The organism is Coleofasciculus sp. FACHB-1120 (assembly GCF_014698845.1).
In the GTDB taxonomy this organism is placed as follows: domain Bacteria; phylum Cyanobacteriota; class Cyanobacteriia; order Cyanobacteriales; family FACHB-T130; genus FACHB-T130.
The window spans coordinates 1-13,759 of sequence record NZ_JACJTV010000020.1; the positions used below are offsets into that span (position 1 = coordinate 1).

At 47.2% G+C, this 13,759-nt stretch carries 14 protein-coding genes and 1 tRNA gene; 6 read left to right on the forward strand and 9 right to left on the reverse strand.

The genetic code is table 11. The features are described from left to right. Positions 1–154 precede the first annotated feature (154 nt). Positions 155–685 carry a GNAT family N-acetyltransferase gene (locus H6H02_RS17435; protein ID WP_190820029.1) on the forward strand — a complete coding sequence of 177 codons (531 nt, stop codon included), beginning with the start codon at positions 155–157 and terminating at the stop codon, positions 683–685. Here H6H02_RS17435 and def read toward each other — a convergent pair. Beyond that, a complete protein-coding gene (gene def / locus H6H02_RS17440) occupies positions 608–1,153 on the reverse strand; it encodes a peptide deformylase (protein WP_190820032.1) in 546 nt (181 codons plus the stop codon). The two genes, H6H02_RS17435 and def, sit on opposite strands and share 78 nt — an antisense overlap. Positions 1,154–1,238: 85 nt before the next feature. Here def and dnaA point away from each other — a divergent pair, with 85 nt between their 5' ends. Both dnaA and dnaN read left to right on the forward strand, forming a co-directional pair. Further along, positions 1,239–2,621 carry a chromosomal replication initiator protein DnaA gene (dnaA, locus tag H6H02_RS17445; protein WP_190820034.1) on the forward strand — a complete coding sequence of 461 codons (1,383 nt, stop codon included), beginning with the start codon at positions 1,239–1,241 and terminating at the stop codon, positions 2,619–2,621. A 403-nt stretch (positions 2,622–3,024) separates the two neighbouring features. Further along, positions 3,025–4,218 carry a DNA polymerase III subunit beta gene (dnaN, locus tag H6H02_RS17450; protein ID WP_190820036.1) on the forward strand — a complete coding sequence of 398 codons (1,194 nt, stop codon included), beginning with the start codon at positions 3,025–3,027 and terminating at the stop codon, positions 4,216–4,218. Here dnaN and H6H02_RS17455 read toward each other — a convergent pair. The 6 genes from H6H02_RS17455 to H6H02_RS17480 all read right to left on the reverse strand — a co-directional run bounded on the left by H6H02_RS17455 (position 4,215) and on the right by H6H02_RS17480 (position 8,830). Then, positions 4,215–5,657 (reverse strand): trypsin-like peptidase domain-containing protein, encoded by a 1,443-nt coding sequence (locus H6H02_RS17455; protein WP_190820038.1) that lies wholly within the window; start codon positions 5,655–5,657, stop codon positions 4,215–4,217. The two genes, dnaN and H6H02_RS17455, sit on opposite strands and share 4 nt — an antisense overlap. 126 nt (positions 5,658–5,783) lie before the next feature. Further along, a complete protein-coding gene (locus H6H02_RS17460; RefSeq protein WP_190820178.1) occupies positions 5,784–6,269 on the reverse strand; it encodes a PD40 domain-containing protein in 486 nt (161 codons plus the stop codon). Positions 6,270–6,461: 192 nt separating this feature from the next. Beyond that, complete coding sequence (locus H6H02_RS17465) at positions 6,462–6,986, reverse strand: PD40 domain-containing protein (protein WP_190820040.1); 525 nt, start codon at positions 6,984–6,986, stop codon at positions 6,462–6,464. Between the two features lie 2 nt (positions 6,987–6,988). Continuing rightward, positions 6,989–7,483 (reverse strand): PD40 domain-containing protein, encoded by a 495-nt coding sequence (locus tag H6H02_RS17470; RefSeq protein WP_206757296.1) that lies wholly within the window; start codon positions 7,481–7,483, stop codon positions 6,989–6,991. A gap of 163 nt (positions 7,484–7,646) precedes the next feature. Further along, positions 7,647–8,471, reverse strand: coding sequence for a Ycf66 family protein (locus H6H02_RS17475; protein WP_190820042.1), 825 nt, complete (start codon positions 8,469–8,471; stop codon positions 7,647–7,649). Positions 8,472–8,710: 239 nt separating this feature from the next. Continuing rightward, the gene (locus tag H6H02_RS17480; RefSeq protein WP_190410189.1) at positions 8,711–8,830 is read right to left on the reverse strand and encodes a photosystem II reaction center X protein; all 120 of its coding nucleotides are present in this window, start codon (positions 8,828–8,830) and stop codon (positions 8,711–8,713) included. 274 nt (positions 8,831–9,104) lie between these two features. Between H6H02_RS17480 and H6H02_RS17485 the strand changes: the two genes are divergently transcribed. Continuing rightward, positions 9,105–9,398, forward strand: a complete 294-nt coding sequence (locus tag H6H02_RS17485) for a YggT family protein (protein WP_190820044.1) — start codon at positions 9,105–9,107, stop codon at positions 9,396–9,398. 59 nt (positions 9,399–9,457) lie between these two features. Here the strand turns inward: H6H02_RS17485 and accC are convergent, their stop codons facing one another. After that, entirely contained in the window at positions 9,458–10,810 is a 1,353-nt protein-coding gene (accC, locus tag H6H02_RS17490) for an acetyl-CoA carboxylase biotin carboxylase subunit (RefSeq protein ID WP_190820047.1), read from the reverse strand. A gap of 193 nt (positions 10,811–11,003) precedes the next feature. On the opposite strand from accC, the gene H6H02_RS17495 reads away from it, so the two are divergent. Together H6H02_RS17495 and H6H02_RS17500 are read left to right on the forward strand one after the other, a co-directional pair. Continuing rightward, positions 11,004–11,084: transfer RNA gene (locus H6H02_RS17495), tRNA-Leu, on the forward strand. Positions 11,085–11,256: 172 nt separating this feature from the next. Continuing rightward, positions 11,257–11,880, forward strand: coding sequence for a chorismate lyase (locus tag H6H02_RS17500; protein ID WP_190820049.1), 624 nt, complete (start codon positions 11,257–11,259; stop codon positions 11,878–11,880). 254 nt (positions 11,881–12,134) lie between these two features. Here H6H02_RS17500 and purF read toward each other — a convergent pair whose 3' ends face one another. Next, positions 12,135–13,628, reverse strand: a complete 1,494-nt coding sequence (gene purF, locus H6H02_RS17505; RefSeq protein ID WP_190820051.1) for an amidophosphoribosyltransferase — start codon at positions 13,626–13,628, stop codon at positions 12,135–12,137. Positions 13,629–13,759 lie beyond the last annotated feature (131 nt).

The following is a 13,759-nucleotide window of genomic DNA, read 5'->3' on the forward strand; positions in this document are numbered from 1 at the left end:
GGCTCTACGATGCATGATTGCTCAGTCAGTGTAGACACTACTTCTGACTCTGAAGCATATCGCTTCACACCTCAACCCCCTTAAACTTTTTTTTATAAACAGTCTCTAAGCAGTTCGGTCTAGAGATTTAGGAACCATGATCGAGTGTCACAAAATGACAAAGGAGTTGTTGGGCGATGCCTTTGCATTATTGAGGGAATTCCTCAGTCAAGACGAATATTATCTTGACAGTAGCCAAACGTATGGTGATGGTGGAAGCATGGCTCTACAAAATGCTCTTGAGCTATTTTTGCTGCGATCGGAGCTTGGACTTGTATGGATGGCTTATGACGGCAACAAACCCGTTGGCATTTGTGTAGTTTGCTTCGCTATTTCTACTTCGATAGGAGCAGTAGTTGCCAAGCTAGATGACGTATTTGTCGCAACTGGTAGGCAAAATCAGGGAATTGGCTCCATACTGCTTGCTTCCCTCAAGAAGGAATTACGCCAGTTGGGTGTTCGGCGCATTGATACCAGCGTTCATTTTCAAAACAACCAAGCACGTCATTTCTACAGTAAACACAATTTCTGTTCTTTAAGCGAGGAACGCTTGTCGTGTTTACTGTATTCAAAGGGCGTCTGGAGCTTTTTGAATAATCCGCTGCTGATATTCCTGTTCGGTCATCATATCCTGCGTACTTTGTAACCGATCTACAAACACGATGCCATCCAGGTGATCGGATTCGTGTTGAAAAATCCGGGCGACAAAATCCGTGAATTGTTGGCGATGCAATTTACCATCCCGACTGGTGTATTCAACTTCAATCGCCTGATACCTGGGAACCAACCCTCGAATCCCTGGAATACTGAGGCACCCTTCCCAACCCTTGACCACTTCATCGGAGTAGGCAATGATGCGAGGATTTATTATGGCGGTTGGTTCCATCTCAGGGGCGCTAGGATACCGGGGATTAGGACGAGCTGCCACGATGAACAAGCGATAAGATTGAGCTACCTGGGGTGCGGCAATGCCAACACCGCTTGCTTGAGCAACGGTTGTAATTAGGTCATCAATCAGCTTTTGGATCTGTCCAGAGTGAACATTTTCGATAATTTGAGCTGGTTGGCGCAGGATGGGATTCCCCAGTTGAGTAATTGGTAGGATTTCAGTCATAGTTGGGACTGGTTTAAAAGAGCGATCGCTCTTTACAAGACAAGAATGGATAATACTATTCTGCACAAAGCCGTAGAGGTGAGGCGTGGATATTTCTCTTGAACAGCTCTGGACTCAGGTGCTGGAGCGTCTACAGCTACAACTGAGCCGTCCCACCTTTGAAACGTGGATCAAAACTGCCAGCGCCCAAGAGCTGGAAAATAACTGCTTGGTGATTTGCACACCTAACCCGTTTGCCCGGAATTGGTTGCAGAAATATTACATCAAAACAATTGCTGATGTTGTACAAGATATTCTGGGACAGCCGGTAGAAATTCACATTACGGTTGCCAAAGGAAATGAAGTCTCTAACGCTGGCGATCCCGAAATCTCCTGGTCACTACCGATAGAAACCAGTATTCCAGAAATTCTCCCTAACCAGCGCCCCAGACCGACCGAATTAAATCCTAAATACGTTTTTTCACGCTTTGTTGTTGGTTCTAATAATCGGATGGCTCATGCAGCTTCCTTAGCTGTGGCAGAATCTCCAGGACGTGAGTTCAATCCATTGTTTTTGTGTGGGGGTGTTGGGTTAGGAAAAACTCACTTAATGCAAGCCATCGGGCATTATCGTTTAGAAATTCACCCCGACTCTAAAATATTTTATGTTTCTACTGAACAATTTACAAATGACTTAATTGCAGCGATTCGGAAAGACAGTATGCAACGGTTTCGAGAGCATTATCGAGCTGCTGATGTACTGTTAGTGGATGATATTCAATTTCTAGAAGGAAAAGAATATACTCAAGAAGAGTTTTTTCATACTTTTAACACTTTACATGAAGCTGGAAAGCAAGTAGTAATTGCTTCTGACCGCCCTCCTAATCAAATTCCCCGGCTGCAAGAACGCCTTTGTTCCCGCTTTTCTATGGGTTTAATCGCTGATATCCAGCGCCCAGACTTAGAAACACGGATGGCAATTTTGCAAAAAAAGGCAGAATATGAAAATATGCGATTACCGCGAGATGTTATTGAATATATAGCGACTAACTATACTTCAAATATTCGAGAATTGGAAGGTGCTTTAATTCGCGCTGTGGCTTATATTTCAATTTCTGGTTTACAGATGACTGTCGAGAATATTGCCCCAGTTTTGAATCCGCCTGCGGAAAAAGTAGCGGTTTCTCCAGAGGCGGTAATGATAGCGATCGCAGAGACCTTTGATGTTCCCATTGAAGATTTAAAAAGTAATTCTCGCCGCCGAGAAATTAGCTGGGCGCGACAAATGGGTATGTATTTAATGCGGCATCACACGGATCTGAGTTTACCCAGAATTGGTGAGGAATTTGGGGGTAAAGATCACACCACAGTCATGTATAGCTGCGAGAAAATTACTCAATTGAAAGATAGCGATCCCGATGTGGCTAGAATATTACGCCAACTCAGCGATCGCATCAATATGTTGTGCAGAAGCCAAAATAAATCCTAAGACTTCTCTGACAGCCAGCCAGTACCCGTGATTTCAGTTTTCTGAAACTAATTGTAAAGAATAATTAAGCTCTGGAAGGTTGTGGAAAACTCCTGCTTTTCTGTGGAAAAGCTTGTGGTAAAACCGTGAAAAACTTTGTACTTTCAGTGGAAAACAATGACAAGTATAAATACCTTGTGGAAAACTGGCTCTTTTTTCCACAAGGTTTCCACAATTCCTGAAGCTCTAAAACACATATGGGAAATTCATTTGACAGGTTTTTCCACATTTTCCACAGCCCTTACTACGATTCTTTTAAAATTAATTAAAACAGTAGTGGCAAGGGTGCTAGGATCATCCATCTGTGCCAAAAGTACCGCCCTATGAGCGTCGGTTGGCTGAACAACTCCAAGGTTGAACTTCTATGAAACTGGTTTGCACCCAAAACGATCTCAGTACCAACCTTTCTCTGGTCAGCCGAGCAGTGCCATCGCGCCCGACACATCCTGTCCTCGCAAATGTCAAGCTGGAAGCAAACAAAAAAACTCAGCAAGTCAGTTTGACGGCATTCGATCTCAGCCTTGGCATTCAGACCAGCTTTCCAGCACAAGTGGAAGAGGAAGGGCTTCTCACGTTACCCGCTAAACTGCTCAACGATATTGTTTCCCGTCTAGCAGAGGGAGAAATTACTTTAGAGGATAAAGGAGAGGAAGGAACGAGCGAAGGAATTATTGTCATGCTAACTTCTGCCTCTGGGCGTTATAAAGTCCGGGGTATGGGAGCAGAAGAATTTCCAGAACTGCCAGTAATAGAAAATGGCGAAGCGGCTCAATTGCCTGCTGCCGCTTTAATTGATGGTTTGCGGGGTTCCTTATTTGCCACCAGTCCTGACGAAACTAAGCAGGTTCTCACGGGCATTCATTTAACAGTCAAGCCAGAATACTTAGAATTTGCTGCGACAGATGGTCATCGTTTATCGGTTGTCGAAACGACTAACCAAAGTCAAACGGATGAAGAAGTCTCTGAGGCGATGAGTCAGATAGCTCCGTTAGAAGTCACGATTCCGGCACGGGCACTGCGCGAACTAGAACGAATTTTAGGAATGCGCCAGTCGGCGGAAGCGAACCGACAGGTCAGCGAAGCTATCGCTCTCCATCTTGACCAAGGGCAGGTCGTATTTGAGTTGCTCGATCAACGTTTGACTAGCCGCACCCTAGAAGGGCAATATCCCGCCTATCGTCAGTTGATTCCGCAACAATTTGAGCGGCAGGTGACAATCGATCGGCGTCAGTTGCTCAATGCATTAGAACGAATTGCTGTGCTAGCTGACCAAAAAAATAATATTGTTAAATTCACGATAGACAGCACCAACCAGCAGATTGCCTTATCAGTGGAAGCACAGGATGTCGGTAGCGGACGCGAATCTCTACCTGCACAGATATCGGGAAAGGATCTAGAGATTGCCTTCAACATTACCTATCTCAGAGATGGATTGAAGGCGCTGCAATCCTCCGAGATTCAAATGCAGATGAATACAGGAAATAGTCCGGTGATTCTGACACCCCTGGGAGGTCTAAAAATGACTTACTTGGTGATGCCGGTGCAGATTCGCGCTTAACGAATTGTTAAGAGATAGCGACCTCGACCGCGCGGATTTGAAGCGGTGGCGATCGCTCGATAAACGCCTGTTCGGGGTAAAGTCACACTCATCTGAGAATTGGGATTGCTGCGGCTGATGTTATCATTCTCAGCAATCTTCCGACCATTTTGATCGACCAAAATCAGGTAGGTATCAAAATCAGGACTGGCAAGTGCGATTGTCAGAGGCTGACCGGCACGACCTTGAAAGGAATATTCCTGAAACAAACTGCCATCAGAAAGCACCTTGGCACCCCGACCTAGAATACCCGCTTGCCGCATCAGCAAACGATTTTGGGAAGTTTGATAGCGATCGCTCCCAGCAGTTGCCATTGCTCGAAGACGGTAAGCACCCGCTTGTCTTCCCTCAGAGGAATTGGCAATGATTAGATAAGTGCCACTTGCAGGCAATGTCGCCACAAGGCTGGCGTTTCCCCTACCGCCCCTGTCATCGTCTTGGGCAACTTCATTACCATTGGGACCAAGCAGAATTAAGTAGGAGTCAATCTGCTGACTAGCCATATCAATTCTGACTCGCTGACCGGCTCTCCCCTGAAAGGTGTAAAGGTCAAAATAGCTGTTATCTGCTCGTAGAACATTATCACCACTGCTAAGGGTGGCGTTAATCACCGCACCATTCAAAGCAATGGGCTGAGGTGGTTGTCTTCTACCAGGAATGGGTTGTTGCCGTTGAGCAGTTGTCGGGGCGCGTCCTTGGCGTACCGCTGTCAAGAACGGCTGCACCTGGTCTATAGAAATCGCAAATCCAATGCCAATGTTTCCCGCAGCCTGACCGCTGGTAAAAATGGCAGTATTGACGCCAATCAATTCTCCCTGGCTATTGAGAAGAGGGCCACCAGAATTGCCTGGGTTGATGGCTGCATCGGTTTGGATTAAACCGCGCTGTTGGTCAATCCGACTAACAATGCCAACAGTGAAGGTTCCCTGAAATTGACCGAAAGGGTTCCCAATCGCAAACGCCCGCTGACCGACTTGTACGGAGTTTAGAGGAGCGATCGCTACGACGGGCAAGTTGTTCTGTCCGCGAATTTTCAGAACTGCTAAGTCTAGATTATTGTTAGCAAAAGCAATAATATCGGCTGGCAGTTTTCGACCATCTGAGAGAATAACAGTGACAGTTTGGCGACCGTTTGCCACCACATGAGCATTGGTCAACACCAGACCGTCTCGGCTAATGATGCTACCGCTGCCACTGCCGTTCCCAGCCTGGATGGATACTACCCCTGGACTGGCACGTTTATAAACCTGAATATTTGTCTGTTCTTCAGCGTCTTGGGCAACAGCGATATTTGAATGTTGCCAGTTAAAGGGAGTGATGGCGTCGATCGCATTAGCACCAATGGCAGCGGCGGCTGCGATGATGCCGGAAGTGGCAATACGCAGAACTTTGGTACTCATTATGTTAAATTTTTTAAGTTTTTTTGACTGTTCTAGCATATTTAGCAGCGATCGCTCTTAAGCGAAGCCCTTTCTATAGAAGAAGCTGATGCCGCGCTCATGCAGGTCGCCAATTTCATGGATCTTCTACTGTTGTAAAGAGCCAGAATTTGTTGTAGAAGTTCCTCTTTCTACAGTTGCAATATGCCATTGCCCTAACTGGCTAGTTTCAAACGCGACGTAGCGACCATCACCGGAAATAGTCGGATGGCGTACCGAGCCTCGGATGCTACTGGTGAGCAATTCGGAGCGTTGAGTTTGACGGTCATAGACAAAGATATCCGTCTTGCCTCGCTCGCTAGAAACATAAGCAATAAACCGACCATCCGCACTCAAAGCGGGTTGATCCTGTCTGGAGTCGCGACGATTAATATTGGGGAGATCGACGAGACGGCGTTGTTGCAAGTCGTAGAGGAAAATGTCTCGATTATTATTGCGGTCAGAAGCAAAGGCGAGATAGCGACCGTCACTGCTGTAGGCAGGATATTCGTCAGGCGTCTGGCTATTGATACCGCCAGTCAGTATTTGCGGCGGGTTGAAGAGCTGGGTATCAAGACAACCAGTTATCCCCATTGCGAATAAAATCGTTAGCCAGCGCCAGTTAATTAGCCATTTCATATTACTTGCGCCTGCGAAGCGCGACTACACGAACCAAGCCCACCTGCACAGGCTACAAATATTACCTGATTTGCCAAGCTGCGGATCAGGAGCAGCCGGTATTTACTGTTCCCACAATTCATTCCCCACGACTCAGCACTTTTATCCTCAGGGAGGTGCTGGAAAATTCAGCGGTTGTCCAGAGCGGTCGATAACTACAATATCCCACTGACCATTTTCACTAGATTCAAAGGCGATCGTACTGCCATCAGCGCTAATCGTTGGATTTCGCACTTCTGCTTGCACGTTTTCCGCGAGATTCCTTAACTGGCGAGTTTCGCGGTCATAGAGGTAGATTCCCGACCGACCCTGACGACTTGCCGCAAAGACAATGTAACGACCATCAGCGGAAACAGCAGGGTGAGAAGCGATCGCATCTAGGGAGTTTAATCCAGGCAAATCAATTAAACGCCGATCCACCGTGTCGAAAAGATAAACATCCTGGCTGCTGCGCCGGTCAGAAATCAGGACAATATACCGACTGGCGATTTGAGGATTGATGTCAGAAGCTGGGCTATTTAAACTTCGTCCTCCTGAATCAAAGGGAAAACTCACGAGACGACCTGAGCCAGTACAACTACTCAATAAACTGGCTAAGGCAACAAATACAGATAGAAAAAGGTTACGTTTCACGCTCAGGGAGAGGCAGATGGGCTGCCATCGGGGATATCTAACTCAATATTAGGCCCCCGGTCTATCACCTCTATGTCCCACTGACCGCGGCTGGCACTTTCAAAGGCAATATAGCGACCATCTGGGCTAATACTAGGATTTCGCACCCAACTTCGATAGCCCATTGTGAGAATTTGCGAGGATTTGGTACTGCGGTCGTAAAGTTCCACTTCCGGGCGTCCTTGGTCGCTGGCAATGTAGACAATGTAACGACCATTCTGGCTGAGACTGGGATTTTCTGCGATCGCGTCTTGTCGATTCAAACGTGGTACATCTACAAACTGCCGCTGTTGCAAGTCGTACAGCCAAATCTGTCGGCTGCCATTGCGGTTAGAAACAAAAGCAAGCAACCGACCATTACCACTCAAAGCCGGTTGCTCATCTGTATAACGACTGTTGAGGGCAACTGGCCCGCTTGAGCGATTGACTGGGGTACAGGCGACGACTAACCCAGCCATGCTAAACCAGATTCCCCACTTGACCCAGGTATGGATTCCCAGATCGCACGTCAATCTTTTCACGTCAAAGTTGCATTGTTGCTTGCAAAAGTAATCCGACCCCATGAACCAGATGTGTCTGATAAAAAGCGGGGCGAACACGAAGGCATTGCCCTTACCAGACTCATTCTTGGTCAAAATTACTGGAGTTGCCCCCTTCGTCTTCCGGGAAGTCTATGGGTTTGTAGTCTACATAGTCGGTTGGGGTTGCATCTATATCCTCCCGGCTCTCTCGAGTGGGCGATCGCTCCGACGATTCTCCTCTAGGCGGACGACTTCTTCTTGGCTTGGCAGCAGTCTCTGGATCTCGGCTGGGTGGACGAGGCGAGCTGGGACGGTTACTGCGAGACGGTTTTTCCTCCCATGTGTCCGAGACTTCCCAATCGTCAATTTGTTCAGTTGGGCGAGTTTCTGTGGGACGAGGACGACGCTTGCGAGGACGGTCTCCTTGGGTCAGCCTTTCAGAAGTACTAGAAGGACTATTACTCCGGCTGGATGGACGGCGACGCGGTTCATCCTCGTAAGTTTCTACCGTCCGGCTATTGCGAGATTCTTGAGTTCCTCGAATCCGGCGTCTCGGCGGTTCCTCATCCATCGGTTCGAGTTGATCCAACTCGGCTCGATACACGCGGCTTACAGGGCGATCGTCATCCACAATTTGCGTATTCCGCTTTGCTACCTCCGTCGCCACTCCACGCATCCGAATACTTTCAAATGCAAAAAAGATTGCAGAGCCGGTCAATAGAAACTGACCGAATTGCAAAATCGGATCGAGTCGCCACCCCTGAAATAAAAGAATGAAGCCGCACAAGAGACCAACCGCTGCAAAAAAGATATCGTGGTCTCGCGCTAGCTCTGGACGCACGGTACGTAAAAAGTACAGTGCTGCCCCTGCCACTGCCAGAAAAATACCCAGAAGACTGGCTGAGTTAAGCCCGAAGTTTACCATTGCTGTTTTCCCAAGACAAATCTATGTTAACGAGTTAACCGCAGAAATTGGTACGTAAGTTGGGAATTTTAATTCTAAGTATCCTGGGTCAGCAGGAGAACGAGCGGGTAGAAACTGGATTACTGCGATTTGCATCAGCTTTTTTCCCTCTAACATATAAAACCTCAGTTTTTTAGATTGAGTAACTAACTTAATAATTACTCTCTCGATAAACTGAGGTTTCCGGCTGTTCCGAAAATCTAGGAACGTTGGATTTTATCCTTCTGACTAATAAAGATCAGCGCCACTGTGGCTGGGATGACCACAATTACAGCACCCCAGAGCAGACTATAGAGAAAATTCGCTAATGAAGGGGTCATTTTTTTTCGCTCTCTTTGACAACGATTTCTTTTGATCAATTTTAACGATATGTTATGAACTTGAGAAGTCCATTCGTCGCTTCATTTTGTTCCTAGGTCTCTTTATACCCCTGTAGCAGTCTGACTGAATAGGATTCAGCGCCACGCTGCGTTAGAATAATGAGAGATTCGGTTACAAAACTTTAACATTTTTGTGCCTTGCCGCGACAGTTTCATGACAACTACGCCACACGGCTAAAGTTTTGACGCTTAGAAATTTCTTGATTGAGAACTAATGGACGCTGTTTCGCTTGCTAGCTGGATTCTCGGCCCGCTTGTGGGCTTGATGACTTTGTTGTTTATCTTTCGGATTGTCCTTACCTGGTATCCCCAGATAAATTTAAATCGCCTTCCCTTTAACTTGATTGCTTGGCCTACCGAACCCTTTTTAGTGCCGTTGCGGAAAATTGTGCCCCCCATTGGTGGCGTGGACATTACCCCAATCATTTGGGTGGGGATCTTTAGCCTACTGCGCGAGATTCTCTTAGGTCAGCAAGGACTGCTCACAATATTTGCCCATACCCACTAAGGCATTTTGCAGGCTAGGAGGAGCGGGTAGCGGAGAATTACCGATTACCCACTCCTTATTTATTTCTGCGACTGCATTAACTGTTCAACAAAATTGGTATAAACCTCGCCTTGTAAAAACTCTGGTGTCTCCATAATTTTTTGATGGAAGCCAATAGTTGTAGGCAACCCCGTGATAGCGCACTCCCGCAGCGCCCGTTTCATCCGTTTAATTGCGGTAGGGCGATCGCTACCCCAGACAATTAATTTGCCAATCAGGGAGTCGTAGTAAGCGGGAATTTCATAATCCGTGTACACATGGGAATCCATGCGAACCCCAAAGCCACCAGGAGGAAGATAGCCGCTGATCCGCCCTGGATGAGGGCGGAAGTTGTGGTCGGGGTCTTCAGCATTGATTCGGCATTCAATCGCATGACCTCGGAGAACGATTTGATCTTGAGTCAGCGACAATTTCTCACCTTGAGCAATGCGGATTTGCTCGGCAATCAAGTCTAACCCGGTGATCATTTCTGTCACCGGGTGTTCGACTTGAATCCGAGTGTTCATTTCCATGAAGTAAAATTCCCCAGAAGGTGCAAGCAGAAACTCCACCGTCCCGGCACCCGTGTAGTTGATAGACTTAGCAGCCATGACAGCGGCAGTGCCCATTTTTTGGCGCAGTTCTGAACTGAGGACTGGACTAGGAGCTTCTTCCAGTAACTTTTGATGACGCCGTTGGATAGAGCAATCGCGTTCCCCTAGATGAATTACGTTGCCGTAGTTATCGGCTAAGATTTGAAATTCGATGTGGCGAGGACGCTCAATAAATTTTTCTAGATAGACACCTGGATTGCCAAATGCAGCTTCGGCTTCTCCCTGTGCAGCTTGGAAGAGCTTGACGAGTTCGCTTTCTTCCCGTACCAAACGCATTCCTCGACCTCCACCTCCGGCGGTGGCTTTAATCATAACGGGATAGCCGATTTCATCCGCGATTGCCAATGCTTCCCGATCGGACATTAATATTCCATCACTTCCCGGCACCGTAGGCACACCCGCCCGTTGCATCGTTTCTTTAGCAGTAGATTTGTCTCCCATTGCCCGAATCGCTTCCGGCGTCGGACCAATGAAAGAAATCTGGTGAGCCGCGCAAATTTCCGCAAATCGGGCATTTTCTGCTAAAAAACCATAGCCTGGATGAATAGCGATCGCGTTGCGTGTCAAAGCTGCCGCAATAATATTGGGAATATTCAGATAACTTTTGATACTAGGCGGTTCACCAATGCAAACGGCTTCGTCAGCCAGTTGCACATGAAGGGCGTGTCGATCGATCGTCGAGTGAACTGCAACAGTCGCAATCCCCATTTCTTCACAGGTACGGAGAATGCGGAGAGCAATTTCCCCTCGGTTAGCAATTAAAATCTTTGAAAAACGCATCTTCTAGTTTTTAGAGAAATGGGGTAGCGCAAGGAACAATCATTATTATTTCAGGATGTTGCCTTCAGTATCAGTACAATATATAGATCGCATCACCTTGCATCAGAACAGTTATCGATGCTGATTGAAAGTCTTATTTCCTCAAAATAGAACGAAATCGTCCTAAAAGATGCTACGATAGGTATATATGCAAGCGGATGTGGCGGAATTGGTATACGCGCACGTTTGAGGGGCGTGTGGCTTTGCCTTGCGAGTTCGAGTCTCGCCATCCGCATTAATTCTAATTTCAGTTCTCAGTGCTGTAAGCGAATCAGTGCTTAGTACGCACTAACTTCTGGAATTGCACAAAAACTTAACTTACCACTCAATTTTTTTTGCAGGAATTCGGTTTCCGGCAAGAAATTGTTTATGATTTTATATAAGACAATGAAGTTTTGTAAAGAGCTTTGACTTCAACTGTTATACCTACAAACAGCGTTACCCTACCAAGAGCTTGGTATGCTCTCAGTCCACTTTGGCAGGGAGACGAAGAAGTGGTGCAGCAAGGACTGCCTCACACACAGCTAGCGCCAGCATGGCAGATGCTTTTGCTGGGAGATGGCTCCCCGACTCGTCACTTGCAACTTTTGACGGGTGAACCAACGGAAGTAGATGTGATTGATATGTCGCCTGTAGGCATGGATGCTGATTCAGCACCCAATCAAATCCAGGCTGTACCAGGTCCCAGGTTGCGACGACAGGTATGGCTGCGTACCACCTCCGGTCAGCGGCTGGCTTACGCGACTTCCTGGTGGGAAGCCAGCCATGTAGATGAGTATTTACAAAATCGTTCTTTGCCAATTTGGGCAAGTTTGGCTCGCCTGCGTACCGAGTTGTATCGGGATGTACAGGGAATTTACTATGGTCAGTCGGATGCTTTAGCATCTGCCTTTGGACAAACTGGGCCATTCTGGGGGCGTCATTACCTGTTTTGGCATCATGGGCGTCCCCTGACGCTGATCTATGAAGTTTTTTCACCCTATTTAACTAACTACTTGGGTCCAATGCAGCCAGTAAATCCAAAGAAGTAAATAGAAGAGAGATTGAATTATTTTGTAGGATAGGTAGAGCCGGAGTGAAACCCATCAAACCTTTGTCAAGGTTGGGTTGAGTCCCAATCGCCCAAACTCCAAATGGCAGGATTTAATTCAGTTTTCCTACCTTATTGATACTGTCCGGCATAAATGCGCGGAGCAAGTATAAAGTGAAAAAGATTACAGGGGAAAGAAGTCTTGACTTCTTTCCCCTGTAAGTTTTTCAAATTCATTTAACTCCTGACAAAGAGTTAACAGCTAGCTGCTTTTTCCAACATCAGCTTAGAACGCTTAACTTGCTCTGGAACTGGGATGGGATAGTCGCCCGTAAAACAAGCAGAGCAAAAATTGTTGGGATCTTCGCCGGTAGTTTTTAACATTCCCTCGCGGCTGAGATAAGCTAGCGAGTCTACACCTATTTGGTCGGCAATTTCTTCGACTGACTTTGTTGCCGCAATCAACTGATCTTGGCTGTCAGTGTCAATCCCATAAAAGCAGGGATGAGTGACTGGCGGAGAGGAAATTCGCATATGAACCTCGGTGGCACCGGCATCTCGGAGGGCTTTGACAAGTTTGCGGCTAGTTGTTCCTCGGACGATGGAGTCATCAACAATGACCACTCGTTTCCCAGTCAGCACATCTTTAAGAGGATTGAGTTTCATCTTGATGCCAGACTCTCGCATTGCTTGAGTCGGCTGGATAAAAGTGCGACCGACATAGCGATTTTTAATCAATCCCTCGGCGTAAGGAATGCCGGATGCTTGGGAAAATCCAATCGCGGCGGGAATGCCGGAATCGGGTACGCCAATAATGATATCGGTATCCGCTGGAGATTCGTGAGCGAGTTGCCGTCCTAAGCGCAGCCGGTAGCTATAGAGACTTTCGTCATGCATGACGCTATCCGGGCGAGCAAAGTAAATCATTTCAAAGATGCATAGTTTCCGCTTGGGTTGTTCTGCCCAGAAGAAGGAAGCCATACCTTCTTCGGTAATCCAAACTAACTCGCCCGGTTCAACATCCCGCAGGTACTCAGCACCAATAATATCTAAGCCACAAGTTTCTGAGGCGAGAACATATCGCTGAGGGTTCGTGTTTAAAATGCCAATTACTAAGGGACGAATGCCGTTGGAGTCGCGGACACCCATCAAGCCGTCTGGCGTTCCAATTGCCAGACTAAAGGCTCCTTCACATTGCCGAAAGGCTCGAATCGCTCCTTCTAACCAGTCTTTGCCTGCGTTAATTTCTTCTGCGATCGCAAAGGCAATCATCTCAGAATCCGTCGTCGTGACTAAGTTACAGTCGCGTCGCAACAACTCTTCCCGCAGTTTCCCAGTATTGACTAAATTACCATTGTGTGTCAATGCAAGCGTTCCTAAGCGAGTCTCGACAACTGCTGGCTGAGCATTAACAACGCGGCTGGAACCCGTCGTGGAGTAACGGGTATGACCAACTGCCAAGTTCCCTGGTAGCTGATTCAAGATAGATTCGTTAAAGACTTGGGAAACCAAGCCCATCTCTTTGTGTAAATGAACCTGCTTGCCGTCAAAAGCGGCAATACCAGCAGATTCCTGACCCCGGTGCTGTAACGCATACAAACCAAAATAGGTCAGTTTGGCGACATCTTCACCTGGTGCATAAACCCCAAAAACGCCACAGGCTTCCTCTGGCTTATCAGGTCGCTGAACATTCAAGTGGTTAGACTCAGCTGGAGACTCATCACTTGCAAAGGGATGGTTGGGAATCATGTGAGAACTTGGCTCCTACTTATTGAGGCAGAGAAAAACTAACCAGGCTTAGTAATTCTTAATAATCTCATAACAAAGCGTTAATGTCGCTAGCCGAAGACATAGACCCGAAAATTCGGTCTGTCTGGGTC

Bases quoted from the DNA above. Each gene is read 5' to 3' on its own strand.
- purF (WP_190820051.1), bottom strand. From the start codon at position 13,628: ATGATTCCCAACCATCCCTTTGCAAGTGATGAGTCTCCAGCTGAGTCT.
- H6H02_RS17480 (WP_190410189.1), bottom strand. From the start codon at position 8,830: ATGACCCCTTCATTAGCGAATTTTCTCTATAGTCTGCTCTGGGGTGCT.
- H6H02_RS17475 (WP_190820042.1), bottom strand. From the start codon at position 8,471: ATGGTAAACTTCGGGCTTAACTCAGCCAGTCTTCTGGGTATTTTTCTG.
- H6H02_RS17470 (WP_206757296.1), bottom strand. From the start codon at position 7,483: ATGGCTGGGTTAGTCGTCGCCTGTACCCCAGTCAATCGCTCAAGCGGG.
- accC (WP_190820047.1), bottom strand. From the start codon at position 10,810: ATGCGTTTTTCAAAGATTTTAATTGCTAACCGAGGGGAAATTGCTCTC.
- dnaN (WP_190820036.1), top strand. From the start codon at position 3,025: ATGAAACTGGTTTGCACCCAAAACGATCTCAGTACCAACCTTTCTCTG.
- H6H02_RS17460 (WP_190820178.1), bottom strand. From the start codon at position 6,269: ATGGGGATAACTGGTTGTCTTGATACCCAGCTCTTCAACCCGCCGCAA.
- H6H02_RS17435 (WP_190820029.1), top strand. From the start codon at position 155: ATGACAAAGGAGTTGTTGGGCGATGCCTTTGCATTATTGAGGGAATTC.
- def (WP_190820032.1), bottom strand. From the start codon at position 1,153: ATGACTGAAATCCTACCAATTACTCAACTGGGGAATCCCATCCTGCGC.
- H6H02_RS17455 (WP_190820038.1), bottom strand. From the start codon at position 5,657: ATGAGTACCAAAGTTCTGCGTATTGCCACTTCCGGCATCATCGCAGCC.
- H6H02_RS17485 (WP_190820044.1), top strand. From the start codon at position 9,105: ATGGACGCTGTTTCGCTTGCTAGCTGGATTCTCGGCCCGCTTGTGGGC.